Origin of the sequence: Pseudomonas sp. ArH3a, assembly GCF_022648765.1 — a bacterium.
Classification (GTDB): domain Bacteria; phylum Pseudomonadota; class Gammaproteobacteria; order Pseudomonadales; family Pseudomonadaceae; genus Aquipseudomonas.
In genome coordinates, this window is record NZ_CP080330.1 from 3,840,091 (window position 1) to 3,865,078 (window position 24,988).

Consider the following 24,988-nt stretch of genomic DNA (forward strand, 5'->3'; position numbering starts at 1 on the left):
TTCACGCCCCAGGCGGCCCGCGTGGCACGCCGCCTGCCTGTGGTGCTGACGGCACTCTATCGCGCCATCGGCGGCCTCCGCCTGATGCACTGCTTTTGGATGCAGGCCTGATGATCGAGGTTGGATGCGTTGGGGCGCAGGTTTCATCAGTGACGCGCCCCAAAGCCCTATGCGTCTTTGGACAGTGAGGAAGTGATCTGTGCAATCGCACCGCGATCCTGCTTCTGCAGCGTACGGTACTGGTTGAGGATCTCCGTCTCTTGCTCGCTGAGGTCATCCGAACTCATGAGCGAACGCTCACCGCTAAGCAGGTAAAGCACATCAACCCCGCGCTTGCGGATAGCCATCAGGTAATCGGATTTTGGCAGCCGTTCACCGCGCTCATAGTGGCCTTGTGCATTCTCGGCTACGCCACCGAGGGCACCGAAGTCGTGTTGGGAAAGTAAGAGCCGTTTGCGCTCTTCCTTTAAGCGCACGCCTAAATTGCCGTCCATGTTGAATGCCTAATCTGAGGGGTTTAACCCACCATACGCTTATACCCAGGTAAGAAGGACATTCATTTGAGATGGCTGGGTGGGGCGAAAAGCGATAGATAGTCGGCTTATGTTCCGTTATGACCTGAACAAAAACACCTGAGCAAAAAAGCGAGTTTGCAGCATGACCGACGACACAAAAACAAAAGGCCCGACCTGGCTTAAAACCGAACATGGCATGGGCCACGGCCACGCCAATGCGTGGCTGGCGTATTACTTAGCCGCTGAAAACGGCAAATGAGCCACTGCCCTACCCTTCAAGCTTGCGTTTCAGTCGCCTCAGGTCACGGTTGACGATCAGCTTGTGCACCGGGCCGACCGGCACCATGTAGACACGGCCAAAGGCGTTATGGGTGACCACCGATGAAGTGACCGTAACCACACGCTCGCTGATCGACAGGCAAATCATCACATCCAGATGGCGGTCGCGCTCAGTCAGCACCAGCCTGTCGGGGGCACTGTGCTCCACCAGAAAAAAGTCCAGCCGCTCGCCCACCTGCACACGCTCTCGCCGAGTGCCGGAGAACCCACCGATGCGTTTCACGCCAAACAGCGCGCAAATCGCGTCGCGGATTCGGAATGCCTGCTGAAACAGCCATCCTGGCTCGGCCGTCACGATGTTCCAAGCTTCAAGCGCCGTGACCTCAACCGGCAGCAGGGTTGACCGGCAGTCGTAATAATCCAGTTCAGACAGTGCGCGCAGGGTGTGAGCAATAGGGGGCGTTGCCAAACGTTCTCTCCTTGGTCATAGCAATCAACTACCATCCTGCGCAGGTATTTCCTACCTCGCAACTCATAATTCTTACGCACGATGAGGTTTTATCCATGACGGGCTGGGACGCTGTTTATGCTGAGGCCGAACGCCGAGGGCCATCCCTTCTTTTGTCGCGAGCCATGAGCCTCGTGGAGGACCGTGGAAGCCATCGCACCTTTGAATCTGGCGCTGAGCGCACGACGGAATGGTCGACCACGATAGAGAAAATCGTGGCAACCTGAGTCGTTCCTGTTCTTGCCAATTTCCTTATAGCCTGAGCACAACAAATGGTATCCGCACAACAAGCCAGCGCCAGCATCCTTGAGCTATTTAAAGGTTCCATCAGAGATGGCCGTGCGCAGCGATTCGTCATTCAGTCGTGTGAGCTGTCTTCGGACGGCAACTTCTGGGTGATTCGCTGTAACACCGAGGACTATGTGGTGCACGGCAAGTTCGAGTATTGCCTTGTCGGCGTGAATGCCCATCTGGTCGACGTCAGAACCGGATCGCATGAGACGGTAGCCAGCTGTTTCAGTGTTGACGAGTACCTGCAAGACAAACGCGACGTTCATGCAGCGGCTGGTAAGTGCTACGTATTGGTCCCGGTCTTCTCTCGTGAAAGTAAAGAGGCGGTCATCAATCTGCGACAGAAGTTGCAGTGTTCTTACCCGCAAAGCTTTGCGCTCCTGTCGAGCACAGGTCGACGTTGGCTTACAGGTACGCGAAGGTACCTTGAGCATGCCCAGCGCTTGCTTGCTATCGAAGGAATAGCAACCGGCATTGAGCTGGAATCTGACCCGAGCGGCGCTATTGCGATTGGGCCGGAAACCTGGCACATCAATGCGGTACTGAGAGCGCTTGAAAAAAAACGGCTGCAAGATAAGTGAAATAAGGGTCAGACCACGTGAAACACAAGGGTGGTCTACGCCGCATTTTCAAAGATCCGACAAACAAAATAGGCTCAAGGACCGGTTTAGACTGCACCGAAATCCTGTTAGAGAGGATGGACATGCTGATTGAGTGCCAGCGATGCGGCCAAGGTTACGTTCGAGCAATGCGTGTTCGCTCTACGCAACCTTAATGGCAGCCATGGGGCACCGTGGTTTGTGGGACGCGTTGGAACCCCAGTGAAAAAGCGCCCTCGCGTGCATTTTTATCAAGCGCTTGGGTTAAAAGCAGGCAACCCATGGCCCGGATAGAATGAAGCGGTGATCAAGGACCCCATCCCTCCACACGGCAGCTGTAGTGTGGGCAAATCAACCAGTCCCCTTTTCTAAAGTAGGTCCAAATGATGACTCCGCTCGATCTTCATGACTTAGATCTTGGATGGGTCGCCTCTGACGCCTTCGGGCAGGTTGCGCTCTTCACTACGGGTGGTCCGGGGCCGATTCCTGACTCCGCACTTCCCAGCGTCGAGAATTCAGAAGAATGGGTGCTTTCATTGCCGCAGGTGTCCGCTGTAGATCGGGCCACCTCCATGCCCAGCGCAAACGCTTTCGTTGAATTTGCCAAGCGTGGGTTCTTTGCCTATGACTGGTCGGACGTTCATCGCGCTACACACCGGGCCTTGAGGGGGTACGAGCTGCAATACCGTCCAATGAGTCCACTGACCCTTGTCGACTTGCCGGCCCCTTTACGGGCATTGGCTGAGGTTACCCGCCTACCTGACGTAACGTTTGGCGTATCTATCATCGTGATAGGTGACCAGGTTTCTTAGCCGTCATTCGGCGGTTAAACCTGCCTCTGGCTGGTTGCCGTCCTTCGCGACAGACCTCAATCGGCCGATTGACCTGCCCATCAAGCCTGCGCAACAAACCCCTGCGCTGCCCGCCGTTCAAGCATCGCGGCTTCCGTCTCGCGCGTGGCCCGCTGGCCTTTGTCGGACAACAGCGTGTAAAACGTCGCGCTCCTGAACTCTTCGGGAACTATGGTGTGCGTGTCTTTGAACAAGGGCGCCAGGTCAATGGTGTTAGCAAAGTTTTCCTTGGTCAGGCTCTAGTAGCCCATGTAGCTGCCGGACCAAGGTGAATCGGCGTCTACCAGGCGATAGAGGCATCGCGATAATTCACCGCAGCCGCTTTGAGGCCAAGGGTGTTGTTCAGCAGATCCGTAAGCCGCTGGGTATCCGAACGACTGAGCTGGCTGGCGGTATCGAGCACTTTAAGCGTGCCGTCGGCCTCGACCGTGAAGCCATACTTTTTGTCGGCAAGGTCAGTCGCCCGTCTCGCCACCTTCATAGTTGGGTTGCGGTCACTCACCCTCAAAGGGTATTAAGGTCGCGCTTACGCTTTCCGCTGGCCGTCGGTTTGATGCTTATCGGTTGTGCACCCACCCAAACCGACCTTGCAATGAAGTGAAAGTCAGTCATTAGCCATCGCGGGAAGAAGATGAAAGACCCCTTCAGCTATGTCTGGTTATTACCGCTGCTTGAAAGCCTTTCGCAACAGCAGCACTTGATTTGCCAGAGGCGGTAAGCGCCCTCAGCGAAAAATACACGCTGCCTACCGGGATCGCACTGCAACCGCTGGTGATCACAGCGCTGACGTCAGATTCCGACTATTGGGCGGGGCTGGCGCTTAAATGGCTGGAGGATGGTTTTCCTACGGACCCTGAGCTGGCCGCTCTACTGGTTCATTGCGCCGAGAACAAAACATTGTCACAGTCTCACCGCCACAGGGCACGTAGACTGGCCTATCGAAAAATTTCCTCTAGTTGATGCTGGCGGTGAGTGGCAATTCCAGGCCAGAAGCAGTCTGCCCATTCACGAAAGCGGTGTTGGCCCCACCGAGGGCCTCTTAGTCGTTATACCGGATCTGAAGACATGCAATGCAAGCCCCTGAAGATACTTTTAATTTCTCTTTCAGCCATGACTCATACCGTGTCAGCGGATCAAAAAGACTTGAACCTTGAGCCGCTTGCCATGGCGAACATACGTTGCGCTGGGTTTTATACGGCCGCACTAATGGTGGTCAAGCCAGAAGCGAAGAAAGAGTATGAATCCAGATTCAACACGCATTACGCCCTGTCACACCAGCTCAGCGCCTCGTATGAAGCGCTGGCAGAGAACCTGAACAAAGAAATCCAACGCCACGCCACCGAAGTTTCCGCTTTTAAAGAGAAAGCGCAGGTTGTCGACTTCCTAAGCAAAAACTTCATTAAGTGCAGTTCAATCGAAGCCCACTCCGCGGCCCTGATTAAAAACAACACCCTTCACCCAGAATAACTCACTGACTCAATACTCAACCGCAACGCTAACAACAAGGATGTAGGCAGTCATGATAAAACGGCGATTTTCCCTGGCGTTCAGCCTGCTATGGCGCGCTTACGTTTTGCATTTCATGTACAGCTTTTTATGCGTCATCGTGCTCGGGCTGACGTTCGGCAATCGGATTATCGGCAGCAAAAACTTCTTGCTGTACGGGCCTTCAGTCGCGCTCGGAGTGTACGCGCTGCTGCTCGTAATCCTGGAGGCAGGATGGCGTATCAATTTACTGCGAGCAGTGTTCGGCGGGCGATTGAAGCGTTCGCCGGCTGAATGGCGAACCTACGTTCTTCTACTCACACTGTTGATCACCACGATGGCAACCGTTGACGCTCTGATTGCCTTTTTTGCTGCGGGGAATGTTTGGTTAGTCTACAAACTCTACGGTGGCCCTCTGCTGTTTGCCGTGGGTGTGTTCACTATCGGTTGGACCCAGGCGACGCCTATCACCGTAGAAGTGAGCACTGCGCCCGTAGAGAACGCGTCGGCATGATCGCCGTCGCCTCTGTGGGCTTGGATGCTGCGAATGCCCGATCCCTCCCATGGAACTTCCCGCAAAAATGATGTCAATTTGATTACATCGCACCACAGCAAGATAAATGGGATCGTTTAGCTTCAGGCTATTTCCTGGCACGCCATGGAGAGAAAAATGAGAGTCATCATTGGGATGTTATTAATGTTCAGTGCCTACGCATATGCCGGGTGCGGCAACATCAGTGACGACGATCAGCGCGCTTACTGCAACGCCAAAACCAGTGGCCAAAGTTGCGGCAACATCAGCGACAGCGATCAACGTGCTTATTGCAATGCCAAACTCAATGGCCAAAGCTGCGGCATCATTCGCGGCAGCGACCTTCGAGCCACGTGCCTTGCAGAAATGAGTGGCCAAAGTTGCGGCAACATCAGCGACAGCGATCAACGCGCTTATTGCAATGCCAAAATCAATGGCCAAAGCTGCGGCAACATTCGCGACAGCAACCTGCGTAACGAATGTGAAACCCTGAAGCGTTGAGCTATCAATCACGTGGGGCCAGCGGCTTTTAATCGATACTGGCCCTGCGAACTTGAACGCATCAGTTGTTTTAGCGCCTGCCCATCTCTTATCCTCGTGACCACCTATGCCCCCGTCGATACCGGAGTTCACATGGACCTCGCCACGCTCGCCCTCTTCCTCCCCGCCTGCTTCGCCCTGAACATGGCGCCCGGCCCCAACAACCTGCTGTCGGTCAGCAACTCCACCCGCTACGGCTACCGTACCTCCTGCCTCGCCGGTCTCGGCCGGCTGCTGGCCTTCGCCGGCATGATCGCCCTCGCTTCCGCTGGCCTGGCGGTGGTGTTGCAAACCTCGGAGTTGTTGTTCTACGCAATCAAGATTCTGGGCGCGGCGTATCTGTTTTATTTGGCGTTTCAGCTGTGGCGGGCTAATCCGCAGGCAGAGGCTGAGGCCGCTGCGGGCAAGGTGGGATTATGGGCGTTGGCGCGTCAGGAGTTTCTGGTGGCGGCGGGCAACCCGAAGGCCATTTTGATCTTCACCGCGTTCCTGCCGCAGTTTGTAGTGCCGGGCCAGCCGATCACGCCGCAATTTGCACTGCTGGGTGCGATGTTCCTGATGCTGGAATGGATTGCCATCAGCGCCTACGCGTATATGGGCCTGCATATGCGCCGCTGGTTTGCGGAGCCACGTGGCAAGCGGATTTTTAATCGCTGCTGCGCGGGGTTGTTGTCGGCGGCGGCGACGGTGTTGTTGATGGCCCGCCGGGCGTGAGTCGCCGCCGGCGAGTATCCCAACACTGCTGCGAGGGTCTATGAGCGAGTTTGACTTTAAAGCGCGGTTTGTCGCAGCGCTGCCTTCCCTGCCGCCAGGGTTGGACTTGCAGCTTGATGAGTTCATTTTCTGGGAAGCCGGCCAGCTTCCCGTTATGCCTGAAGAAGACGCCGAGTTTCTGGTTAAACAAGGGCTGCCGGACGGTGCCGCGCCCTTCCTGAGTTTTGCCGTTTACAGCGACACAGAAGCGACCCGCAGGCGGATGATTTTCGGGGTTGCCGATCACTATTTTCCGCTGGGGCATACCGGGTCTGGGGATGTGTTGGCACTCGACTGCCAAACGCGTGAGGTAGTCTATTTCAATCACGACTTCAACAATCAGCGCGTTTTTATCAACGCTACGCTGCCGCTGTTTGCGCAGTGCCTGTGCGTGTTTCAGCAGCATCTACGCGACAACACAATGGCGCGCTGCCTGGACGAGATCGGGCGTATTGACCCACTCGCGGCAGCGCCAGGTAGTCTGTGGGCCGAAGAAGTCAGCGCCGAGCTCGGTTGACACTGGCGAGTCGTAATCAGACATAAGGAAACGTCGATGAGAACCCTGGTAGTAGGCGCAAGCAAAGGCTTGGGCAAAGCATTTATCGAGGGGCTGGGTGAACCTGGGGACACGCTGATCGGCGTCTCGCGCTCCCAGCCTGCGCACCTGGACCACAAGGCCGGTGTAGAAGTGCAGTGGGTCGAGGCCAACCTGGCGGAACCGGCCAAAGCTGCGCGAGTTATTGAAGAAGCGGTGTCAGAGCACGGCCTGGACACGCTGATTTACAACCTGGGAATTTGGGAAGAATTGGCCTTCGACCCGGCGTACAGTTTTCTGGGCGACAGCGACGACCAGCTGGAAGCCATCGTCAGTTGCAACATCACTGCAACCCTCCTGCTGATCAAACGCCTGTTGCCAGCGCTGCTCAAAAGCGCCAACCCGAGGATCATCCTCACCGGCTCGACCTCCGGCCTGCCGCAAAGTGGCCGGCCGGAAGTCGCCTTCGGCGCCTCCAAATTTGCCTTGCGTGGTATAGCCGATGCACTGCGCGAAGGTTATCGGCAGCAGCGCCTGGCGGTCACGTGCCTGAACCTGGGCGACTTGAATACCGAAGACCCGTTGAGCACGCCGCGCGCGCTCGCCGAACAACGCGGTGAAGGCCAGTTGATCCCGGTGCACGATGTGGTGCAGGTGGTACGCATGATCTTGAGCCTGTCGTCCGCCAGTTTCGTCAAGGACGTCACCTTGCCGGCCATTCTGGATGAGCGCTTTTAACCTGGGAGAACGCAGCATGCGCCGTAACGAACTCGCCGAGTTTTACCGAGGCTATATCGACTGCCTCAACCAGCAGGACTGGCAACGCCTCGGCGATTTCGTGCATTCGCAGGTGACTTACAACGCCAACACGGTAGGCCTGGCGGGCTACCGCGCCATGCTGGAACGGGACTTTCGCGAAATCCCGGATTTGGTGTTTCGTGTCCAACTGCTGATCGCCGACCCACCGACCATTGCCAGCCGCTTGAACTTCAATGTGAGCCCACGAGGCGAATTCTTCGGGCTACCGATCAACGGCAGGACGGTGAGCTTCGATGAGAACGTATTCTATGAAATCGTCGATGGGAAAATCGCCCGCGTCTGGTCGGTGATCGATAAGGCGGCTATCGAGCAGCAGCTTTGATGGATAAACACCGAGGAGACCTGAGATGACTCCCAAAAACACGCTCTGCCTCTGGTACAACGGCACCGCACTGGAAGCCGCCCTCTTCATGCCAAGGCCTTTCCCGACAGCGCCGTGAAGGCCGTGCACTCCGCCTGCGGGTGAGTTAACTGAGTTGGCTTGCGTGGTACGAGCGCGCAGTTGACACATTCCGTCACATCCATTGAAGATGGAGGCCTTATTCAGGGTGTGCCCACGCATGTATGCATCGTCGTTCGTTAACCTTTGCGCCATTGGCTTGATTGCCAAGGCGCAAGGTTGCGTGGCGCACGCCCTCAAATCGAAGAAACAGTCGCTCATGTGACCGGGGCGCGCTGTCCCGTCAGATGAGCTGACAGGACATTGAGCGCGACGGACCTCCCTCCCTTTGCACAATTGCCTCTGCCCTTCTGACGGTGACTCAAGCGGTCAACCATCAGGAGAAAGTGCATGTCATCGTTTCAAGGTATCTGGGTTCCCATCGTCACACCGTTTCATGACGGCGCCATCGACTTTATCGGCCTGCGCCGACTGGTCAGCCACCTGTTGGAAAAGCACGTGGCCGGGATCATGGTGTGCACCACCACCGGCGAAGCCGCAGCCTTAAGCCGCCAGGAACAGCTGGCCGTGCTGGATGCGGTGCTGCAACTGGTGCCCGCGCACCGCGTGGTGATGGGCCTGGCGGGCAACAACCAAATCGAACTGCTGCAGTTCCTGGCCCACATCCTGCAGCGCCCGGTGGCCGGTTTGTTGGTGCCGGCGCCAAGTTACATCCGCCCGTCCCAGGCCGGCCTTGAGGCGTTTTTCCGCACGGTGGCGGATGCGTCCAGCGTGCCGATCATCCTGTATGACATCCCCTACCGAACCGGCGTGACCTTCGAACAGGCTACGCTGCTGAACATCGTCAAACATCAGCGAATCGTCGCAATCAAGGATTGTGGCGGCAACCTGGCAACCACCTTGGCGCTGCTCGCCAGTGGCGACGTGGACCTGTTGTGCGGCGAGGACCTGCAGATTTTCAACGCGCTGTGCCTGGGCGCCAGCGGTGCGATTGCGGCCTCAGCACATGTGCGCACCGAGGACTTTGTGGCGCTGTGCCAGCAAGTGCGGGATAACCGGCTCACCGAAGCCAGGGCGACTTTTTTCAAGTTAGTGCCGTTGATCAACACCCTGTTTATGGAGCCTAACCCGGCGCCGGTGAAGGCCGCGCTGGCCCTGCAAGGGTTGATCGGCAGTGCGTTGCGCGCCCCGATGCAAACCGCCAGCACGGCCGTAATAGAGCGGTTGCAGCAGGTCTCAATCAGCGGCGCTTAATCATTAAAACCCGTTCATGCGCCAAAAAAAGACATCCACAGGACCGCCCGGTTGCGACCGGCGCGATCCCGGCCTATGTTCCAAGCCATGCTTTGCATTTTTGCTGTCCCGCACCCAATCCTCTTGCGTATCAGGTGACGACATGCCCACCCTTTCCCGCCCCGCCGTGCTCGAACTGATCGGCAATACGCCGCTCGTCAAGGTCAGCCGTTTTGATACCGGCCTGTGCACGTTGTTTCTCAAGCTTGAATCGCAAAACCCCGGCGGCTCGATCAAAGACCGCATCGGCCTGGCGATGATCGACGCCGCCGAACGCGATGGCCGCCTGCGCCCCGGCGGCACCATCATCGAAGCCACCGCCGGCAACACCGGCCTGGGTCTGGCGCTGGTCGGCCGAGCCAAAGGCTATCGGGTGGTGCTGGTAGTGCCCGACAAAATGTCCACCGAGAAAGTGCTGCACTTGAAGGCCATGGGCGCCGAGGTGCATATCACCCGCTCCGATGTCGGCAAGGGCCACCCCGAGTATTACCAGGATGTGGCCGCGCGCCTGGCCAAGGACATTCCCGATTCGTTTTTCGCCGACCAATTCAACAACCCGGCCAACCCGCTGGCCCACGAAACCAGTACCGCCCCGGAAATCTGGGCGCAAACCCAGCATGATGTGGACGCGATTGTGGTGGGTGTCGGCTCGGCCGGCACCCTCACCGGCCTGACCCGCTTTTTCAAACGGGTACAGCCGGAGCTGGCCATGGTACTGGCCGACCCGGAGGGTTCGGTGATGGCCGAATACAGCCGCAGCGGCAAGATGCACACCCCGGGTTCGTGGGCCGTGGAAGGCATCGGCGAAGATTTCATCCCCTCAATTGCCGACGCTTTCCAGCGTGCGGCACGCCTATTCGATCAGCGATGAAGAAAGCTTCGACCACGCCCGCCAACTGCTCAAGGCTGAAGGCATTCTGGGCGGCTCCTCCACCGGCACCCTGCTCGCCGCTGCGCTGCGGTATTGCCGCGAGCAAACCGTCCCGAAACGCGTGGTCACCTTCGTCTGCGACACCGGCACGCGCTACCTGTCCAAGGTCTACAACGACCAGTGGATGAACGACGCGGGCCTGTTGCAATACAAACACTACGGCGACCTGCGCGACCTGATCGCGCGCCGCTTCGAAGACGGCCGCGTGATCAGCGTGAGCCCCGACGATACGCTGCTCACCGCCTTCCAGCGCATGCGCCTGGCCGACGTCTCGCAACTGCCGGTGCTGGTCGATGGCCAGAAGCTGGTGGGCGTAATCGATGAATCCGACATCCTGCTGGGGCTGCACCATGACGCGGCGGACTTTTCCATGCTCGTCGCCAGCGCCATGTCCGACACCTTGCAAACCCTGGCTCCGAGTGCCAGCCTGACTGAACTGCAGGCGGAACTGGATCGCGGCCTGGTCGCCATCATCGCCGACGCCTCAGGCTTCCACGGCCTGATTACTCGCGTCGACCTGCTTAATCACCTACGGAGATCCCTCGCATGAGTCAGCCCGATAAAAGTGCGTTTGCCACCCGCGTGATCCACGCTGGGCAATCACCCGACCCGACCACGGGCGCGCTGATGCCGCCGATCTATGCCAACTCCACCTATTTGCAAGACAGCCCCGGCGTGCACAAGGGCTTTGACTATGGCCGCTCCCACAACCCCACGCGGTTTGCCCTGGAACGTTGCGTGGCCGACCTTGAAGGCGGTAGCCAGGCGTTTGCCTTTGCCTCGGGGCTGGCGGCGATTTCCACCGTGCTGGAACTGCTCGATGCCGGCGCGCATATCGTCTCCGGCAACGACCTGTACGGCGGCACCTTCCGCCTGTTCGATAAAGTGCGCCAACGCAGCGCCGGGCACCGTTTCAGCTTTGTCGACCTGAGCGACCTGTCGGCATTTGAAGCGTCATTGCAGGACGACACGCGCATGGTTTGGGTCGAAACCCCGAGCAACCCGCTGCTGAGCCTCACCGACCTGAGCGCCATCGCACGCATCTGCCGTGACCGCGGCATTATCTGCGTGGCCGACAACACGTTCGCCAGCCCATGGATCCAGCGCCCGCTGGAGCTGGGTTTCGACATCGTGGTGCACTCCACCACCAAATACCTCAACGGCCACTCTGACGTAATCGGCGGCATCGCCATCGTCGGCCATAACCCGGAACTCGCCGAGCGCCTGGGCTTCCTGCAAAACTCAGTCGGCGCGATTGCCGGGCCTTTCGATGCGTTCCTGACCCTGCGCGGGGTAAAAACCCTGGCGCTGCGCATGGAGCGCCATTGCAGCAATGCTCTGGATTTGGCCACTTGGCTGGAAAAGCAGCCGCAAGTGTCGCGCGTTTACTACCCAGGCCTGGCCTCACATCCGCAGCATGAGCTGGCACGTCGGCAAATGCGTGGGTTTGGCGGGATGATTTCGGTGGATTTGAACAGCGACCTGGCCGGCGCTACGCGCTTCCTGGAAAACGTCAAGATCTTCGCCCTGGCCGAGAGCCTCGGCGGCGTGGAAAGCCTGATCGAACACCCGGCGATCATGACCCATGCTAGCATTCCAGCGGCGACGCGGGCGCAGCTGGGCATTGGCGATGGGTTGGTGCGGTTGTCGGTGGGCGTTGAGGATGTGGAAGACCTGAGGGCCGATTTGGCCCAGGCGTTGGCGCTGATCTAACCCATTGATCGTTCCCACGCTCCGCGTGGGAATGCCGCCTGGGACGCTCCGCGCCCTGCCTGGAAAGGGTGACGCAGAGCGTCACGGGATGCATTCCCACGCAGAGGGTGGGAATGATCAAATGTGGGAGCCTGCTCCCACAGGGGTTTAGCGTCAGGCTGAAGTGATGTCGGCGCGTGCCGAGTGCAGCTTTTTGTAGCTCTCGATCAAGCGCAAATGCCGGTCCAGCCCTTCCAGCTTCAGGCTGGTCGGCGTCAAGCCATAGAAGCGCACCGTGCCGTTCACCGAACCAATCACCGCATCCATCCGCTCGTTGCCAAACATGCGGCGGAAGTTGGCCTCATAATCCTCAAGCGCCAAGTCCTCGTCCAGGTGCATCTCCAACACCGCATTCACCGCCTGGTAGAACAGCCCGCGCTCAACGGTGTTGTCGTTGTACTGCAGGAACATTTCCACCAACTCCTTGGCGTCTTCGTATTGCTGCAAGGCCAGATAAATCAGCAGCTTCAACTCAAGGATGGTCAGTTGGCCCCACGCGGTGTTGTCGTCGAACTCGATGCCGATCAAGGTGGTGATGTCGGTGTAATCGTCCAGCTCGCTTTCCACCAGACGCTCAGCCAAGGCCTTCAGCTCGTCATCGCTGAGGCTGTGCAGGTTGAGGATGTCGGCGCGGAAAAACAGTGCCTTGTTGGTGTTGTCCCAGATCAGATCATCCACCGGGTAGATTTCCGAGTAGTCCGGCACAAGGATGCGGCACGCGGTGGCGCCGAGGTGTTCGTACACCGCCATGTAGGACTCTTTGCCCATGCCTTCCAGAATACCGAACAAGGTCGCGGCTTCCTGGGCGTTGGAGTCTTCACCCTGGCCCGAAAAGTCCCACTCGACGAATTCGTAATCCGATTGGGCGCTGAAGAAACGCCACGAGACCACGCCGCTGGAGTCGATAAAGTGCTCGACGAAGTTGTTCGGCTCGGTCACCGCGTGGCCTTCAAAGGTCGGCTGCGGTAAGTCGTTCAAGCCCTCGAAGCTACGGCCCTGGAGCAATTCGGTGAGGCTGCGTTCCAGCGCCACTTCCAGGCTTGGGTGGGCGCCGAACGAGGCAAACACGCCGCCGGTGCGGGGGTTCATCAAGGTCACGCACATCACCGGGAATTCACCACCCAAGGACGCGTCCTTGACCAACACCGGGAAGCCCTGGGCTTCCAGGCCCTGGATACCGGCGAGAATCCCCGGGTATTTGGCCAGCACTTCAACGGGTACGTCGGGCAGTGCGAACTCGCCTTCGATGATCTCGCGCTTGACCGCACGCTCAAAAATCTCCGACAGGCACTGCACCTGGGCTTCGGCCAGGGTATTGCCCGCGCTCATGCCGTTGCTGAGGTAGAGGTTTTCGATCAGGTTGGACGGGAAGTACACCACTTCGCCGTCGGACTGGCGCACGAACGGCAGCGAAACAATACCGCGCGCTTCATTGCCCGAGTTGGTGTCGTACAGGTGCGAGCCACGCAGTTCGCCATCGCGGTTGTAGATTTTCAGGCAGTAGGCGTCGAGAATTTCAGTCGGAAGCTCGTCTTTGCGCCCCGGCTGGAACCAGCGCTCATCCGGGTAATGCACGAACGGCGCGTTGGCCAACTCCTCACCCCAGAACTGATCGTTGTAGAAGAAGTTGCAGTTGAGCCGCTCGATAAACTCGCCCAACGCCGACGCCAGTGCGCCCTCCTTGGTCGCGCCCTTGCCATTGGTAAAGCACATCGGCGAGTGTGCATCGCGGATATGCAGCGACCACACGTTAGGCACGATATTGCGCCACGAAGCGATTTCAATCTTCATGCCCAGGCCGGCGAGAATGCCCGACATGTTGGCGATGGTCTGCTCCAGCGGCAGGTCCTTGCCCGCAATGTAGGTGCCGGCTTCTGACGTGGAACTTGGCATCAACAGCGCCTGAGCATCGGCGTCGAGGTTTTCGACTTCCTCAATGACAAACTCCGGCCCGGCCTGCACGACTTTCTTCACCGTGCAGCGGTCGATGGAACGCAGGATGCCCTGTCGGTCCTTGTCGGAAATGTCCGCCGGCAACTCGACCTGGATCTTGAAGATCTGGTTGTAGCGGTTTTCCGGATCAACGATGTTGTTCTGCGACAGGCGAATATTGTCCGTAGGGATGTTGCGCGTTTGGCAATACAGCTTCACAAAGTACGCCGCACACAACGCCGACGAAGCCAGGAAGTAATCGAACGGACCCGGGGCCGAACCGTCGCCTTTGTAGCGAATCGGTTGGTCGGCAATCACCGTGAAGTCATCGAACTTGGCTTCAAGCCGAAGGTTGTCGAGAAAGTTGACCTTAATTTCCATGCGGGCACACCAGAACGAGCTAAACAAATTGGCCGCCATTATGAAGATTTTCGCCGGGAAGTCTCAGGGTTTTCCGAATTGCCTGCCGATCGGTGCTAACGTTTCGTCCACCTCATGTTGAAGTCATGCGCCCATGTCCATCACCGATAACCTCCTCGCCTTCACCTTCGCCGCCACCCTGCTCACGCTCACGCCCGGGCTCGACACCGCGCTGGTATTGCGAACCGCCACGGTAGAAGGCAAGCGCCAGGCGCTGCAGGCCACCCTGGGCATCAACGCCGGTTGCCTGTTGTGGGGCGCGGCCGTGGCCTTTGGCCTGGGCGCGCTGATCGCGGTGTCGGAGTTGGCGTACAACCTGCTCAAGTACTGCGGCGCCGCGTACCTGGCGTGGCTGGGACTGAACATGCTGCTGCGCCCGCGCCACTCACTGTCAACGGTTGAGGCCGAAAACAAGCCCAGTGGCAACTGGTTCCTCAAGGGCATGCTCGGCAATGTGCTGAACCCCAAGGTGGGGATTTTCTACGTGTCGTTTTTGCCGCAATTCATTCCCCAAGGCCATTCGTTGGTTGCCTGGACCTTCGGCCTAGTGAGCATTCATGTGGTACTGGGCCTGGCGTGGTCGCTGGTGCTGATTGGCGCCACCCGGCCCCTGTCCGGATTTCTGCGCAAGGAAAAGGTCATCCGGTGGATGGACCGCACCACCGGCCTGATCTTTGTGTTGTTTGCCGCGCGCTTGGCGTTCAGCAAACGCTAAGCCTTAGCGCAGGCGAATGGAGAGTTCGATGTCATCGGCAAACGCCACCGACAAATAGCCATTCGCAGGATCACGCACGCGCGCCAGGTATTGCGGGCAGTAGTCGGTGTTGTCAGCCACCACCAGCGCGCCGGCGCGCAGGTGGTTTTCCACCAGGTTCAGCACATCGCCATACAGGGCCTTGGCGCCGTCCAGCAGCAGCAAGTCGACCGCTTCCGGCATGTCTGTGGCCAGGGTGACCAGTGCATCGCCTTCACGAATGTCGATCAGGTCGCTCACGCCGCCTTCAATGAAATGCTTGCGCGCCAGGGCGATCTTCGAGGGCTCGAACTCACTGCCAATCAACACGCCGCCGCCGTTGTCGCGCAGCGCGGCGGCCAGGAACAACGTGGACAGACCGAACGAGGTGCCAAACTCGACAATCGCCCGCGCCTTACTGCTGCGCGCCAGCATGTAGAGCAAGTGGCCGGTGTCGCGGGAGACCGGCAGCCACAGGTCTTTGAGCATCGTGTAGAGCTCAAGGTAGTCGGTTTTGCTGTGCATCATCCGCTCGCGTTCTTCACGCGATACGCTGTTGATGAGCGGGCTGGTCGCCGCGCCGGCTTGTGCGTAAAGGCGTTCGATCAAGGGCGCCAGTGGCGCAGAGGTCAGGGTTGCCATGATTGATTTCCGTCAGGTTGAGGCTAAGCTGGCTGGGGCTAGGATGCGACTAATTCGTCGCATTAAAAGTATGCGAGTGATTCCTCGCATTCGCTATTCGCGTTAGCCCCGCCGCTGGAGCTCCTGATGACAACCCGGCAGACCGTCCGTATTTCCTCACGCAAGCAACCACAGCAGGCGCGTTCCACTGAGCTGGTGGCCGCGATCCTGCAAGCGGCTATTCAGGTTTTGGCCAAGGAAGGCGCCACCCGTTTCACCACCGCGCGGGTGGCGGAAAAGGCCGGCGTGAGTGTGGGTTCGGTGTATCAATACTTCCCCAACAAGGCCGCGATCCTGTTCCGTTTGCAAAGCGATGAGTGGCAGCAGACCACGCAGATGCTGCGTAACATTCTGGATAAAACCGACGTACCGCCGCTGCAGCGCCTGCGCACCTTGGTGCATGCGTTTATCCATTCCGAATGCGAAGAAGCGCAGATGCGCGTGGCGCTGAACGACGCCGCGCCGTTGTACCGGGATGCGCCCGAAGCCGTGGAAGTCCGCGCGGCGGGCCAGCAGGCCTTTGAGACCTTCATGCTGGAATTGCTGCCGCAAGTGCCTGAGCCAACCCGCGCGCTGGCCTGTGACTTGATCCTGACCACGCTCAGTTCGGTGGGTAAGGATTTTTCCGGCAGCCCGCGTACCGCCGCAGAAATAGCTATTTACGCCGACGGAATGGCTGATATGTTTCGCGCCTACGTGAACGCGCTCAATCACCTGTAAAGCACTCATCTCCAGCAAAGGAATGCACATGAACTTCTTCAAAAAGCTGTTCGGCGCAGCCAAAAAGCCCGAAACCGAAGCGGCCCTGCCGACGCCGGTTGACCCGGTTGAAACCCCAGCGGATGCCGCCAATACGGCCGCCCGAATTGCCAGCGAAGCATGCCTGGACCGGCATTGGCAGGCCGTGGGCACTGTGGAGCGTGATGTGCTGACATACATGATCAGCCCAAGCTTCACCGGCGGCCCTCACTGGCCGTCCACCCGCCAGGCCTACCGCGTGGTGCGCCGTGACGGCGCCATCATTCTCGCCACCGAGGGCCTGTCTGACCCCTTCGACGATGCCGAAGGACTGGGCAATGGGTTCGAAATGGAACTGTTCCTGGAAACCGCAGACATCCCCAACGACGCGCGTGGCGAGCTGGGTGATGTCGACCCTTTACGCCGTAGCTGGGCGTTCGAACTGATCGAACACGTGGCCAAAACCGTGGCTAATGCAGGCGGCATCACGCATCAGTTGGACAACCATGGCGTACTGTCCCTGGAACTGCCGGGGTTCAGCCTGTCGCACCAGATGAGCGAGCAAGTGCCTAAGTTGTTCGTCACCGACGACGATGCCGCCGGCGTGCTGCTCGGCGGGCCGGAACCCGACTTCCCGACCCGCCTGGAAGACATGCCGCTGTCGCCCGTGCGCCTGGTACCGGTGGTGTTGATCACCGCGTCGGAGCTCGAGTACGTGCGTTCCGGTGGGCGTGCGGCGCGGGAAGATCTGGTCGAGCGGTTGAAGGCCGCAGGTGTGGGCCATACCAGCAGCCTGTATCGCGCAAGCGTGGTGTGAACGGTCGTTGTGTCGACGCGTTGATTGTTTAACAAAGCCATAACTGAAGGTTCACAAACGACGATTGAACGCACCTGCGCACGATGGGAGCATCGGCGACCATGATTTCGCGCCCATGCTTGATCCGTCGTCACCTGCTTCCCTCCTTCGCGAAGGTGCAGGCGCGTTCCTGCGAAAATCCTCTGTTCAATATCATCCTGGCCTTCTGGGCGCTGTGGCATTGCCGTCATGCGCGCCCGCCCGATGCGTGCTTCTGATTAAGTCGAAATTGCCTGCCCGGCATTCATTTATCAGAAGGATCATCCCATGACCGCCGCTATGCGCCCTGTCATCGGTGCTGCCCAGCGCAGCGCTTCGTATTACACCGCCAGCCTCAACGACGCCACCCAGTACCCAGCGTTGCAAGGCCAGGTCAGCGTTGACGTGGTGATTATCGGTGGCGGTTTTACCGGCGTTGCCAGCGCCGTCGAGTTGGCTGAACGCGGGCTCAAGGTCGCGATTGTCGAGACTAACCGTATCGGCTGGGGCGCCAGCGGGCGCAATGGCGGGCAAGTCACCGGCAGCCTGTCGGGCGACGAGGCCATGCGCGCGCAAATGCGCAGCCGCCTAGGCGATGACGTGGACGATTTTATCTGGCACCTGCGCTGGCGCGGCCACGACATCATCGAGCAACGCGTCAGCAAGTACGCGATTGACTGCGACCTCAAGCACGGCCACTTGCATACCGCGATGAAACCCTCGCACATGACCGAGCTGCGCGCCTTTCACGATGAAGCGCAACGGCGTGGCATGGGCGATCAAGTCAGCCTGCTCGATGAGGCCGCTGTGCGCCAGCATCTGGACAGCCCGCTGTACCTAGGCGCGCTAAAAAATACGCGCAACCTGCACCTGCACCCACTCAACCTGTGCCTGGGTGAAGCACGCGCGGCGCACAGCCTGGGCGCGCTGATTTTCGAGAACTGCGAAGTGCTGGACATCGTGCATGGCGAGCGACCCGCCGTGATCACCGCCCAGGGCCGCATCGATGCGCGCCAGGTGCTGCTGGCCGGCGACGTGTACCACAAGCTCGAAGCCAAACAGCTCAAGGGCAAGATTTTCCCGGCCATGGGCGGCATCGTCACCACCGCGCCGCTGGGCGAACTGGCACGCCAGATCAACCCGCACGACCTGGCGGTGTACGACTGCCGGTTTGTGCTCGATTACTACCGCCTGACGGGCGACGCACGTTTGCTGTTTGGTGGCGGCGCCAACTATTCCGGGCGCGACTCACGCGACATCGCAGCGGAGTTGCGCCCGTGCATCGAACGCACATTCCCGGCGCTGAAGGGCGTGGACATCGAGTTCCAATGGAGCTGTGCGATGGGCATTGTAATGAATCGCATCCCGCAGCTGGGCAAGCTGTCGGACAACGCCTGGTACTGCCAGGGTTACTCCGGGCACGGCATCGCCACCAGCCACATCATGGGCGAAATCATGGCTGAGGCACTGACCGGCACCCTGGAAAAGTTCGACACTTTTGCCGGGTGCAAACACATCAAGGTGCCGCTGGGCGATGTGTTCGGCAACCCGATGCTGGCCGTGGGGATGTGGTACTACCAGATGCTCGAGAAGCTGCGTTGACGGGCAGTCAAACGGTGCGCCACGCCATGGCGCACCGGCTATCCGGTTCAAAGCCGTGGGCATATTCGTCTGCCAGAATGTCTGCCAGGCGCTGATCCACTTCAGGTTTAAAACCTAAGCGACTGTAGAACGGCGCATTCCACGGCACGTGCTTGAACGTCGTCAAGGTCACCGAACGCAACGGGGTTGAGCGCGCAGACTCCATCGCGGTTTCGACCAGTTTGCGTCCCCAGCCTTGGCCCTGCATTGCTTGCGCGACCGACACCTCATGGATATGCAGCGCGTCGCCCTGGCGCTCTGCGCTGAGGAAGCCTTGAGGCTGAGCGTCAGCGTCGACGACAACCCAGCAGGTTGACAGCGCGATCAACTGCCGGTGACGCTCGACACTCATCGTGGCGGTGTCCGCCAGCCAGCTCAAGCCATCGAGCGCGCGGAATACCTCAGCTGCGCTCAGTTCGATACGGGGCAATAGAGGCGCGTCATCGGGTAGAGCTATTCGAATGTGGGCAGGCATAAGGCATGAACTCGGGTTGGCGCAGAAAGTTTAAGGGTCACATTCAAATTGCTCAAACCCCAAACGACTGATAGGCAGCCAGAAATCCTCGCCTTCGCCGCCGTGGACGAGATGCCAATCGAAGTTCGGATTCTTGCCGATGGTGTAGCTGGGGTGAGGGTTATCGAGTTCAATATGAATCGAGAACACGAACAACGCAGACTCAGACGACGCCTGGGCCCGGCACACCTGCATCCGCTCGGCCATGTAGGTTTCACAATGCGACTCGGCGAACCGCAATGCCGCAGGCAAGTCATCCCAAGCCGCCTGAACCAAGGCCTGCACAGCCGCGAGCCGGACACGGGGCGACTCATTCTCACGGTGCTCGACGTAGATCAGTCGCGTACCAAACTGAAATTCGCACTGTGCTACACCGGGTCGTACGCGCCAGTGGCCAAGCATGGATTCGCTCAATAGATTGATGTTCATCAACGTACGACTCCCCCCTGGAGAGCACTGCTAAAGCGCGCTTACTAAGATGCGGTGCAGCAGTTTAAAGGCAAACGGCAGCGGCTTTCGAACAAATCCCTGTTTGGGTGTACGCAAGGGCTGATATGTTTCGCTCTTGATCAGCAAAAGGATGTGCCATGGAACCGTTAGCGACAAATGCAGCGCTGATGATCATTGACATGCAGCAAGGCATGAACGACCCGAAGCTTGGGCGTCGCAACAACCCGGATGCCGAACAGCACATCCAGCAGCTTCTGGGCACCTGGCGACTGTCTCAACGCCCGATCATCCATGTGCGGCACATGTCGCGCAGCCCCGGCTCGGTGTTTTGGCCAGGCCAGCCAGGTTGTGAATTCCAGCAGGCGCTGGCGCCGCTCAAACATGAACACGTGATGGAAAAAAACGTCCCGGATGCGTTTACCGCCACTGGCCTGGAACGCTGGCTGCACATGCGGTCGATCAAGCAACTGGTGATCGTTGGGGTGATCACCAATAACTCCGTGGAATCTACGGCGCGTTCCGGCGGCAACTTGGGCTTTGACGTGATCGTGGCCGGGGACGCCTGCTACACCTTTGATCAAACCGATTTGTCGGGGCGGCTCTGGCCTGCCGAGGATGTGCATGCGCTGTCCCTGAGTAACCTGGCGATGGACTACGCCAGGGTCGTCGACACGGCGCAACTGTTGGCGGTTGGAGATTGAGATGGGCCAACACATCGTGGTCATCGGCGCCGGCATAGTAGGTGCGTCACTGGCCTATCACCTGGCAGGCAAAGGCGCAAAGGTCACCGTGGTGGAAGCCGGTGAAATCGCCTCGGGCGTCACCGCCACTTCGTTCGCCTGGATCAACACCTCGCACAGTGCGCCCGACCCGATCGCCGCCTTGCGCGGTGCAGCCATCGGCGAGTTTCGCCGCCTGCAACGCGAACTGCCTGACCTGCAGATACGCTGGACCGGGGCCTTGTGTTACGGCGCAGGCACCGATGCAGCCTTGCAGGCCACGGATCACGCCTCTTCGGCCACTCCGGTGCCGCGCTCACAGATTCTTGAGCTTGAGCCGACCTTGAAGAACCCGCCTGAACATGCCTTGTTCAAAGCCGAAGAGGGTGCGTTGGACGCGGTGCAAGCCACGCAGGCGTTGATCTCAGGTGCCCAGGCGCTGGGGGCGAAAGTGCTCACGCACACGCGCGTATTGGGTTTCAGAACGGTGAATGGCCAGGTAACCGGCGTCGAAACCGCGACGGGCACACTGGAGGCCGATGTGATCGTGCTCGCCGCCGGCACCGGCATCAAGGCGCTGACGGGCATGCTCGGCGCACCGCTTGCAGTTGAGGCCTCGCCGTCGGTGTTCATCCGCTACGCAGCACAGCCTGGCCTCGTGAATACGCTTATCTCCAACACGGAAATGGAGGTGCGCCAAACGGCGGATGGCACGTTGCTGGTGGCAGAAGACTACCGGGGCGACGCCGTGGAGGATCATCCGTCAGCAATTGCACTGCACACCGGCAAAGCGATCTGCAACGAACTCAGGGGCGTGCGTTCACTTGAACCGCAAATGGCCTGTGTCGGGCTCAGGCCCATCGCGGTGGATGGGCTGCCTGTGATCGGCTACTTACCCACGGCCGGCGGTGTGTACGTGTGCTCGATGCACCCCGGCGTGGCGCTGGCGGCAATCGTCGGGCGCCTGGCCAGTGAAGAAATTCTCGACAGCCAGGCACATGCCTCACTGCTGCCCTGCCGGCCAGCGCGCTTTTTTCAAGACGCCGCAGCGTCAAACACACCCGCGTCCACCAGTATTTGAGACAGGTCCTGCGGCCATACCGTATCGGTGGTTGAGCGCAATTGGTCTGCGGTCCACCAATGGTGATCGGCCATGACCAAGGCCTCTTCCTGCGTCCATTCGTCTCTTGAAAGCACGGTATTGGGCGCCTGCACGACAAAGAACTGCTCAATCGCCAACACGGTTTCGCCACTGGGCAGCATCAGCGGAAAACTGCGCTCTGCCACAGAGGCTTGAACAGCGCTGAGCACAATGCCGGTCTCCTCGCGCAATTCACGTAGGGCCGCCGCGTGAAAGCTTTCGCCCTCCTCGACGCCGCCACCCGGCGTGGCCCAGTAATTTTTGCCGGCCAATGCACCGTCCTTATGCACGAACCTGAAAAGCAGGACGTCGCCAGCGGGGTTGATCACCAGTAATCGGGAAGCCTTTCGTTCACGCATTTGACGTTGTTCCTTTTTGAAAAGCGTTACTCTCGCGTTCACCCAGCCGCTCAACCAGCCGCACCAGATAACCATCCGGGTCCTGCACCAGGAACTCGCGCTGGCCGACCTCGATTTCGCCCTCCCTGTACCACACGTCTTTGCTTGCCGTGAACAAGGGATACGCCGCAGCGCCAAGCCGCTGAATAACCGCGAGTACGGCCGCAACGTCGATTTGCAGGTTCATACCGCGCCCAAACGGCGGCTCCAGCGCGCCGGTTTGCCATTGATTGGCGAGCGGGTCGACTTGCTCAAGCATCACCTGCGCGCCCTCCAGATCGAGGTAGGCGAACCCGTCCTCCAGGCGTTGATAGGCAACCTTGAAACCCAGGAGCGCCACCCAGAATTCCAGGCTCTTATTCAGATCCGTAACCATCAGTTCTGGGACGAGTTTATTTCGTTGCATCATGCGCTTGCTTCCATTGCGAGTTAACGGCTGATCAACTGTGCGATTTTCTTACGCAGGTCGCCGTGCTGTTCTTCAGCGTAAGGTGTAGCGGTTTTCCAGTCGTAGAACCAGACGGGCATCTTACGTTTGTCGGCCGGTTCCGAGGCGTAGCGAGGGAAAATGTGGCAGTGCAGTTCCGGCTCGGAGTCGCCCAGAATCTCATAGTTCATGCGCAGCGCGCCGGTCGCCTCTAGCACGGCGTCGCCCAGGCGGGCCATGTCGAGCAGGTAGGTTGCCCTGGCATCGCTGTCCAGGTCGTTCAAGCTGGCGACTACAGGGTCAGGCAGCAGCAGGCAGTAACCCGGTAGAAACTGCACGTCGCCCATCACTGCCCAGCCGGACGCCATACGGCAAATGACTTTATCGTTGGCGCCGTTACGGGCCAGTTCTACGCGCTGCGTAATCAATGACATCCTTCGTCCTTAATGATGACGTTCAACTCAGGGAAACAAACATAACGTTGTTTCGCCCAGCGAAGCCAGGTTAACTGAGTTCACCCCTTGAGCCAGGAGACATTGACCGATGCGAATCACCTGCCTCCATACGGCACACAGCAACGTAGCGGTGTTTGATGCCGCCGCTGAAGCACTCGCCGCGCGGGGGGCGGATGAATATGCGCAGCGTCACCCACCAGAAACACCTGCCCGACGCGGTAGTGATCGGCCAACCAGGCATTCATGGTGTAGGCCTAGGCCCAGAACACAGCGTGCGCTTGTACGCGAGTCGGTGATCACCGAAAAAAAGGCACGGCCATGACCGACCGCGTGGATGACGCTCGCGAGCGCATATGCGTGTCGATCTTCTCGACCTGGGACGAAGGCGATTTCGACAACCTGGTGCGGCTGATGCGCAAGTTCGCCGAGGAGATCAAGGCAGACTCGGTACAGGCGACGAAAGACACCCTCTGACAGTGCTGCGCTTCACATCCTAAAGCGTGCTGCGCTGCAACGCCGCGATCTGTTGCCACATCGCCAACGGGTTGGAATCGATCTAATACCTGTCTATGCCTGCACTGAAACCATCCAGCTCACAAAGGCCTGCAGCCGCGCGAAAAACGCCTCGCGCTCGGCGCTCGGGTTGCGCGCCTCAAACAGGAAGTAGGCGATCTGGATGCGCATGGTCGGGTAATGCTGCACGAACAAGGCAACATGCTCTTCGAGGGTTTGAGGCCAACCTGAGGCATCGGCCGCGCGCAACGTGTGCGTTGACCGAATCAACTTGCGTGCCGCTTCGCGCTGCAAGCGAAGCCGCTCGGGCGCGCTGCTGGCATGTTCGATGCGCGTGAGGTAGCCGTTCAACACCGGCTCAAAATCACCATTGAGCGCCAGGGCGATGTCACGCGAGGGCGCAAACGGTTCGAAGCGCAGCGAGAGGTCATCGCCCCACAGGCAACGGCAGTGATGCTTGAGCCAGAAGCCCCAGCGATTGCGGTTCTCGGGCGCCAGCACTTCGGCGCGGTGGCCGATATCGAAGTCGATCTTCGTCACCCCTTCGTGCCGTTGTTCCAGCGCCTGGCGCAGCTGTTCCAACTGCTCGAGTACTTGCGCGTCCGGCGGGTCAGTCAGTACCAGCGTGAGATCAAGGTCGGACTCGCCTGGGCTGGCATCGCCCCTGGCGACACTGCCGTAGAGATAAACGCTGTGCAGCCCCAGCCCTGCGGGTGACAGAGACGCGCGCACATCGGCCAGCAACGATTGGAATTCAGGTTGGATGGGCGCATCGGCAACCGTCAGCACGCAACCATTCACATCGACACCTTGAACGGCGCTCATGGGCGATGCACCTCAATCACCAAACCTTCGGCCTCACTCGGCACACAGAAGTGCCGGGTGATCAGGTCAAACTCGGCATCGGTTGCGGCAAAATCATGCTCGCCCAGGGCATTGCGCGCATGCAGGCGCGCGCGGCACGTGGCGTCGTCCAATTCGAGGTAGTGCAGGCGGTGCGGCACCTGAGCGGTCTGCGCCAGACCGAGCAGCCATTCGCGGTTGGCCAGTGTGTTAGCGGGAAAATCCAGCACCACGTTGACGCCCGATTGCAGCAGGTTACTCACCAGCGGCCCCAACACCCCGCGAACACGCTGGGCGCAGCGCAGATAATCGGCAACCGACAGGATCTCACCCGGATAGAGCTGCGCGAGCCAGTGATCTTCGCTGAGCACGACGGCGGCGTGCTCGGCGGCCAGGGTCTTAGCCAGTGTGGATTTGCCGGAGGCGATCTTGCCGCACAGCAGATGCAGGGTTGGCATGGAGCGG

Annotated in this window: 32 protein-coding genes and 2 pseudogenes; 21 read left to right on the forward strand and 13 right to left on the reverse strand. The window is 59.3% G+C overall.

What is annotated here, in order from left to right; genetic code table 11:
- Positions 1 to 167 precede the first annotated feature (167 nt).
- On the reverse strand, positions 168 to 494 hold the full coding sequence (locus K0P33_RS17545; RefSeq protein WP_094950111.1) for a helix-turn-helix transcriptional regulator: 327 nt from the start codon (positions 492 to 494) through the stop codon (positions 168 to 170).
- 163 nt (positions 495 to 657) lie between these two features.
- On the opposite strand from K0P33_RS17545, the gene K0P33_RS17550 reads away from it, so the two are divergent.
- A complete protein-coding gene (locus K0P33_RS17550) occupies positions 658 to 774 on the forward strand; it encodes a DUF4287 domain-containing protein (protein WP_242150042.1) in 117 nt (38 codons plus the stop codon).
- 9 nt (positions 775 to 783) lie between these two features.
- On the opposite strand, the gene K0P33_RS17555 is transcribed toward K0P33_RS17550, so the two are convergent.
- Positions 784 to 1,263, reverse strand: a complete 480-nt coding sequence (locus K0P33_RS17555) for a DUF2867 domain-containing protein (RefSeq protein WP_094950113.1) — start codon at positions 1,261 to 1,263, stop codon at positions 784 to 786.
- Positions 1,264 to 1,574: 311 nt separating this feature from the next.
- Between K0P33_RS17555 and K0P33_RS17560 the strand changes: the two genes are divergently transcribed.
- Positions 1,575 to 2,174 carry a hypothetical protein gene (locus K0P33_RS17560; protein ID WP_242150044.1) on the forward strand — a complete coding sequence of 200 codons (600 nt, stop codon included), beginning with the start codon at positions 1,575 to 1,577 and terminating at the stop codon, positions 2,172 to 2,174.
- Between the two features lie 1,149 nt (positions 2,175 to 3,323).
- Here the strand turns inward: K0P33_RS17560 and K0P33_RS17565 are convergent.
- On the reverse strand, positions 3,324 to 3,524 hold the full coding sequence (locus K0P33_RS17565; RefSeq protein WP_242150047.1) for a hypothetical protein: 201 nt from the start codon (positions 3,522 to 3,524) through the stop codon (positions 3,324 to 3,326).
- 584 nt (positions 3,525 to 4,108) lie between these two features.
- Here K0P33_RS17565 and K0P33_RS17570 point away from each other — a divergent pair.
- The 11 genes and pseudogenes from K0P33_RS17570 (at position 4,109) to K0P33_RS17620 (ending at position 12,044) form a co-directional block, all read left to right on the forward strand.
- Positions 4,109 to 4,510, forward strand: a complete 402-nt coding sequence (locus K0P33_RS17570; protein ID WP_242150050.1) for a hypothetical protein — start codon at positions 4,109 to 4,111, stop codon at positions 4,508 to 4,510.
- A 52-nt stretch (positions 4,511 to 4,562) separates the two neighbouring features.
- Complete coding sequence (locus K0P33_RS17575) at positions 4,563 to 5,042, forward strand: septation protein IspZ (protein WP_242150053.1); 480 nt, start codon at positions 4,563 to 4,565, stop codon at positions 5,040 to 5,042.
- 156 nt (positions 5,043 to 5,198) lie between these two features.
- A complete protein-coding gene (locus tag K0P33_RS17580; protein ID WP_242150056.1) occupies positions 5,199 to 5,561 on the forward strand; it encodes a hypothetical protein in 363 nt (120 codons plus the stop codon).
- A 132-nt stretch (positions 5,562 to 5,693) separates the two neighbouring features.
- Positions 5,694 to 6,314, forward strand: coding sequence for a LysE family translocator (locus tag K0P33_RS17585; protein WP_094950121.1), 621 nt, complete (start codon positions 5,694 to 5,696; stop codon positions 6,312 to 6,314).
- Positions 6,315 to 6,354: 40 nt separating this feature from the next.
- Complete coding sequence (locus K0P33_RS17590; protein ID WP_242150059.1) at positions 6,355 to 6,870, forward strand: SUKH-4 family immunity protein; 516 nt, start codon at positions 6,355 to 6,357, stop codon at positions 6,868 to 6,870.
- A gap of 36 nt (positions 6,871 to 6,906) precedes the next feature.
- A complete protein-coding gene (locus K0P33_RS17595; RefSeq protein WP_242150062.1) occupies positions 6,907 to 7,626 on the forward strand; it encodes an SDR family oxidoreductase in 720 nt (239 codons plus the stop codon).
- 16 nt (positions 7,627 to 7,642) lie between these two features.
- Complete coding sequence (locus K0P33_RS17600) at positions 7,643 to 8,029, forward strand: ester cyclase (RefSeq protein ID WP_094950159.1); 387 nt, start codon at positions 7,643 to 7,645, stop codon at positions 8,027 to 8,029.
- A 25-nt stretch (positions 8,030 to 8,054) separates the two neighbouring features.
- Positions 8,055 to 8,170: pseudogene (locus K0P33_RS17605) on the forward strand (VOC family protein); the annotation flags it as partial.
- A 327-nt stretch (positions 8,171 to 8,497) separates the two neighbouring features.
- Positions 8,498 to 9,361 (forward strand): 4-hydroxy-tetrahydrodipicolinate synthase, encoded by an 864-nt coding sequence (gene dapA, locus K0P33_RS17610; RefSeq protein WP_242150067.1) that lies wholly within the window; start codon positions 8,498 to 8,500, stop codon positions 9,359 to 9,361.
- A gap of 142 nt (positions 9,362 to 9,503) precedes the next feature.
- Positions 9,504 to 10,881, forward strand: a pseudogene (locus K0P33_RS17615) (cystathionine beta-synthase).
- Positions 10,878 to 12,044 carry a cystathionine gamma-synthase gene (locus K0P33_RS17620; RefSeq protein WP_094950126.1) on the forward strand — a complete coding sequence of 389 codons (1,167 nt, stop codon included), beginning with the start codon at positions 10,878 to 10,880 and terminating at the stop codon, positions 12,042 to 12,044. Before K0P33_RS17615 ends, K0P33_RS17620 begins: the two are co-directional and overlap by 4 nt.
- 153 nt (positions 12,045 to 12,197) lie before the next feature.
- On the opposite strand, the gene K0P33_RS17625 is transcribed toward K0P33_RS17620, so the two are convergent.
- Positions 12,198 to 14,396, reverse strand: a complete 2,199-nt coding sequence (locus K0P33_RS17625; protein WP_242150070.1) for an OsmC domain/YcaO domain-containing protein — start codon at positions 14,394 to 14,396, stop codon at positions 12,198 to 12,200.
- 133 nt (positions 14,397 to 14,529) lie between these two features.
- On the opposite strand from K0P33_RS17625, the gene K0P33_RS17630 reads away from it, so the two are divergent.
- Positions 14,530 to 15,150 (forward strand): LysE family translocator, encoded by a 621-nt coding sequence (locus K0P33_RS17630; RefSeq protein ID WP_094950129.1) that lies wholly within the window; start codon positions 14,530 to 14,532, stop codon positions 15,148 to 15,150.
- Between the two features lie 3 nt (positions 15,151 to 15,153).
- Here K0P33_RS17630 and K0P33_RS17635 read toward each other — a convergent pair whose 3' ends face one another.
- Positions 15,154 to 15,810, reverse strand: coding sequence for a class I SAM-dependent methyltransferase (locus K0P33_RS17635; protein WP_242150073.1), 657 nt, complete (start codon positions 15,808 to 15,810; stop codon positions 15,154 to 15,156).
- A gap of 126 nt (positions 15,811 to 15,936) precedes the next feature.
- Here K0P33_RS17635 and K0P33_RS17640 point away from each other — a divergent pair, with 126 nt between their 5' ends.
- From K0P33_RS17640 to K0P33_RS17650, 3 genes are all read left to right on the forward strand, one after another.
- A complete protein-coding gene (locus K0P33_RS17640) occupies positions 15,937 to 16,569 on the forward strand; it encodes a TetR family transcriptional regulator (protein ID WP_094950131.1) in 633 nt (210 codons plus the stop codon).
- A gap of 28 nt (positions 16,570 to 16,597) precedes the next feature.
- The gene (locus tag K0P33_RS17645; protein WP_242150076.1) at positions 16,598 to 17,404 is read left to right on the forward strand and encodes a suppressor of fused domain protein; all 807 of its coding nucleotides are present in this window, start codon (positions 16,598 to 16,600) and stop codon (positions 17,402 to 17,404) included.
- A 306-nt stretch (positions 17,405 to 17,710) separates the two neighbouring features.
- Positions 17,711 to 19,024 (forward strand): FAD-binding oxidoreductase, encoded by a 1,314-nt coding sequence (locus K0P33_RS17650; RefSeq protein WP_242150079.1) that lies wholly within the window; start codon positions 17,711 to 17,713, stop codon positions 19,022 to 19,024.
- A gap of 7 nt (positions 19,025 to 19,031) precedes the next feature.
- Here the strand turns inward: K0P33_RS17650 and K0P33_RS17655 are convergent, their stop codons facing one another.
- Positions 19,032 to 19,538, reverse strand: coding sequence for a GNAT family N-acetyltransferase (locus K0P33_RS17655; RefSeq protein WP_242150081.1), 507 nt, complete (start codon positions 19,536 to 19,538; stop codon positions 19,032 to 19,034).
- Between the two features lie 30 nt (positions 19,539 to 19,568).
- The gene (locus K0P33_RS17660; RefSeq protein WP_242150085.1) at positions 19,569 to 20,006 is read right to left on the reverse strand and encodes a hypothetical protein; all 438 of its coding nucleotides are present in this window, start codon (positions 20,004 to 20,006) and stop codon (positions 19,569 to 19,571) included.
- A gap of 158 nt (positions 20,007 to 20,164) precedes the next feature.
- On the opposite strand from K0P33_RS17660, the gene K0P33_RS17665 reads away from it, so the two are divergent.
- Both K0P33_RS17665 and K0P33_RS17670 read left to right on the forward strand, forming a co-directional pair.
- Complete coding sequence (locus K0P33_RS17665) at positions 20,165 to 20,728, forward strand: cysteine hydrolase family protein (protein WP_242150089.1); 564 nt, start codon at positions 20,165 to 20,167, stop codon at positions 20,726 to 20,728.
- A 1-nt stretch (position 20,729) separates the two neighbouring features.
- Positions 20,730 to 21,827 (forward strand): FAD-binding oxidoreductase, encoded by a 1,098-nt coding sequence (locus tag K0P33_RS17670; RefSeq protein ID WP_242150092.1) that lies wholly within the window; start codon positions 20,730 to 20,732, stop codon positions 21,825 to 21,827.
- Here the strand turns inward: K0P33_RS17670 and K0P33_RS17675 are convergent.
- From K0P33_RS17675 to K0P33_RS17690, 4 genes are all read right to left on the reverse strand, one after another.
- Positions 21,782 to 22,246, reverse strand: coding sequence for an NUDIX domain-containing protein (locus tag K0P33_RS17675; RefSeq protein WP_094950138.1), 465 nt, complete (start codon positions 22,244 to 22,246; stop codon positions 21,782 to 21,784). The genes K0P33_RS17670 and K0P33_RS17675 overlap by 46 nt on opposite strands.
- Positions 22,239 to 22,694: a VOC family protein gene (locus K0P33_RS17680; protein ID WP_242150095.1), complete on the reverse strand. Its 456-nt coding sequence runs from the start codon at positions 22,692 to 22,694 to the stop codon at positions 22,239 to 22,241. The genes K0P33_RS17675 and K0P33_RS17680 overlap by 8 nt, the downstream gene beginning before the upstream one ends.
- A gap of 20 nt (positions 22,695 to 22,714) precedes the next feature.
- Complete coding sequence (locus K0P33_RS17685) at positions 22,715 to 23,146, reverse strand: HIT domain-containing protein (protein WP_242150098.1); 432 nt, start codon at positions 23,144 to 23,146, stop codon at positions 22,715 to 22,717.
- A 116-nt stretch (positions 23,147 to 23,262) separates the two neighbouring features.
- The gene (locus K0P33_RS17690; RefSeq protein WP_242156067.1) at positions 23,263 to 23,400 is read right to left on the reverse strand and encodes an FAD-dependent monooxygenase; all 138 of its coding nucleotides are present in this window, start codon (positions 23,398 to 23,400) and stop codon (positions 23,263 to 23,265) included.
- Here K0P33_RS17690 and K0P33_RS31340 point away from each other — a divergent pair.
- The gene (locus tag K0P33_RS31340) at positions 23,341 to 23,463 is read left to right on the forward strand and encodes a hypothetical protein (protein WP_277933799.1); all 123 of its coding nucleotides are present in this window, start codon (positions 23,341 to 23,343) and stop codon (positions 23,461 to 23,463) included. The two genes, K0P33_RS17690 and K0P33_RS31340, sit on opposite strands and share 60 nt — an antisense overlap.
- A gap of 22 nt (positions 23,464 to 23,485) precedes the next feature.
- Positions 23,486 to 23,641, forward strand: a complete 156-nt coding sequence (locus K0P33_RS17695) for a hypothetical protein (protein WP_176462917.1) — start codon at positions 23,486 to 23,488, stop codon at positions 23,639 to 23,641.
- Between the two features lie 93 nt (positions 23,642 to 23,734).
- Here the strand turns inward: K0P33_RS17695 and K0P33_RS17700 are convergent, their stop codons facing one another.
- Together K0P33_RS17700 and K0P33_RS17705 are read right to left on the reverse strand one after the other, a co-directional pair.
- Positions 23,735 to 24,505, reverse strand: a complete 771-nt coding sequence (locus K0P33_RS17700; RefSeq protein ID WP_094950142.1) for a nucleotidyltransferase domain-containing protein — start codon at positions 24,503 to 24,505, stop codon at positions 23,735 to 23,737.
- Positions 24,502 to 24,981 (reverse strand): ATP-binding protein, encoded by a 480-nt coding sequence (locus K0P33_RS17705; RefSeq protein ID WP_083358595.1) that lies wholly within the window; start codon positions 24,979 to 24,981, stop codon positions 24,502 to 24,504. The genes K0P33_RS17700 and K0P33_RS17705 overlap by 4 nt, the downstream gene beginning before the upstream one ends.
- Positions 24,982 to 24,988 lie beyond the last annotated feature (7 nt).

Excerpts from the sequence above, each read along its gene's own strand:
- K0P33_RS17545 (WP_094950111.1), bottom strand. The coding sequence starts at position 494 with ATGGACGGCAATTTAGGCGTGCGCTTAAAGGAAGAGCGCAAACGGCTC.
- K0P33_RS17550 (WP_242150042.1), top strand. The coding sequence starts at position 658 with ATGACCGACGACACAAAAACAAAAGGCCCGACCTGGCTTAAAACCGAA.
- K0P33_RS17560 (WP_242150044.1), top strand. The coding sequence starts at position 1,575 with ATGGTATCCGCACAACAAGCCAGCGCCAGCATCCTTGAGCTATTTAAA.
- K0P33_RS17565 (WP_242150047.1), bottom strand. The coding sequence starts at position 3,524 with ATGAAGGTGGCGAGACGGGCGACTGACCTTGCCGACAAAAAGTATGGC.
- K0P33_RS17570 (WP_242150050.1), top strand. The coding sequence starts at position 4,109 with ATGCAATGCAAGCCCCTGAAGATACTTTTAATTTCTCTTTCAGCCATG.
- K0P33_RS17575 (WP_242150053.1), top strand. The coding sequence starts at position 4,563 with ATGATAAAACGGCGATTTTCCCTGGCGTTCAGCCTGCTATGGCGCGCT.
- K0P33_RS17580 (WP_242150056.1), top strand. The coding sequence starts at position 5,199 with ATGAGAGTCATCATTGGGATGTTATTAATGTTCAGTGCCTACGCATAT.
- K0P33_RS17585 (WP_094950121.1), top strand. The coding sequence starts at position 5,694 with ATGGACCTCGCCACGCTCGCCCTCTTCCTCCCCGCCTGCTTCGCCCTG.
- K0P33_RS17590 (WP_242150059.1), top strand. The coding sequence starts at position 6,355 with ATGAGCGAGTTTGACTTTAAAGCGCGGTTTGTCGCAGCGCTGCCTTCC.
- K0P33_RS17595 (WP_242150062.1), top strand. The coding sequence starts at position 6,907 with ATGAGAACCCTGGTAGTAGGCGCAAGCAAAGGCTTGGGCAAAGCATTT.
- K0P33_RS17600 (WP_094950159.1), top strand. The coding sequence starts at position 7,643 with ATGCGCCGTAACGAACTCGCCGAGTTTTACCGAGGCTATATCGACTGC.
- dapA (WP_242150067.1), top strand. The coding sequence starts at position 8,498 with ATGTCATCGTTTCAAGGTATCTGGGTTCCCATCGTCACACCGTTTCAT.
- K0P33_RS17620 (WP_094950126.1), top strand. The coding sequence starts at position 10,878 with ATGAGTCAGCCCGATAAAAGTGCGTTTGCCACCCGCGTGATCCACGCT.
- K0P33_RS17625 (WP_242150070.1), bottom strand. The coding sequence starts at position 14,396 with ATGGAAATTAAGGTCAACTTTCTCGACAACCTTCGGCTTGAAGCCAAG.
- K0P33_RS17630 (WP_094950129.1), top strand. The coding sequence starts at position 14,530 with ATGTCCATCACCGATAACCTCCTCGCCTTCACCTTCGCCGCCACCCTG.
- K0P33_RS17635 (WP_242150073.1), bottom strand. The coding sequence starts at position 15,810 with ATGGCAACCCTGACCTCTGCGCCACTGGCGCCCTTGATCGAACGCCTT.
- K0P33_RS17640 (WP_094950131.1), top strand. The coding sequence starts at position 15,937 with ATGACAACCCGGCAGACCGTCCGTATTTCCTCACGCAAGCAACCACAG.
- K0P33_RS17645 (WP_242150076.1), top strand. The coding sequence starts at position 16,598 with ATGAACTTCTTCAAAAAGCTGTTCGGCGCAGCCAAAAAGCCCGAAACC.
- K0P33_RS17650 (WP_242150079.1), top strand. The coding sequence starts at position 17,711 with ATGACCGCCGCTATGCGCCCTGTCATCGGTGCTGCCCAGCGCAGCGCT.
- K0P33_RS17655 (WP_242150081.1), bottom strand. The coding sequence starts at position 19,538 with ATGCCTGCCCACATTCGAATAGCTCTACCCGATGACGCGCCTCTATTG.
- K0P33_RS17660 (WP_242150085.1), bottom strand. The coding sequence starts at position 20,006 with ATGAACATCAATCTATTGAGCGAATCCATGCTTGGCCACTGGCGCGTA.
- K0P33_RS17665 (WP_242150089.1), top strand. The coding sequence starts at position 20,165 with ATGGAACCGTTAGCGACAAATGCAGCGCTGATGATCATTGACATGCAG.
- K0P33_RS17670 (WP_242150092.1), top strand. The coding sequence starts at position 20,730 with ATGGGCCAACACATCGTGGTCATCGGCGCCGGCATAGTAGGTGCGTCA.
- K0P33_RS17675 (WP_094950138.1), bottom strand. The coding sequence starts at position 22,246 with ATGCGTGAACGAAAGGCTTCCCGATTACTGGTGATCAACCCCGCTGGC.
- K0P33_RS17680 (WP_242150095.1), bottom strand. The coding sequence starts at position 22,694 with ATGATGCAACGAAATAAACTCGTCCCAGAACTGATGGTTACGGATCTG.
- K0P33_RS17685 (WP_242150098.1), bottom strand. The coding sequence starts at position 23,146 with ATGTCATTGATTACGCAGCGCGTAGAACTGGCCCGTAACGGCGCCAAC.
- K0P33_RS31340 (WP_277933799.1), top strand. The coding sequence starts at position 23,341 with ATGAATATGCGCAGCGTCACCCACCAGAAACACCTGCCCGACGCGGTA.
- K0P33_RS17695 (WP_176462917.1), top strand. The coding sequence starts at position 23,486 with ATGACCGACCGCGTGGATGACGCTCGCGAGCGCATATGCGTGTCGATC.
- K0P33_RS17700 (WP_094950142.1), bottom strand. The coding sequence starts at position 24,505 with ATGAGCGCCGTTCAAGGTGTCGATGTGAATGGTTGCGTGCTGACGGTT.
- K0P33_RS17705 (WP_083358595.1), bottom strand. The coding sequence starts at position 24,981 with ATGCCAACCCTGCATCTGCTGTGCGGCAAGATCGCCTCCGGCAAATCC.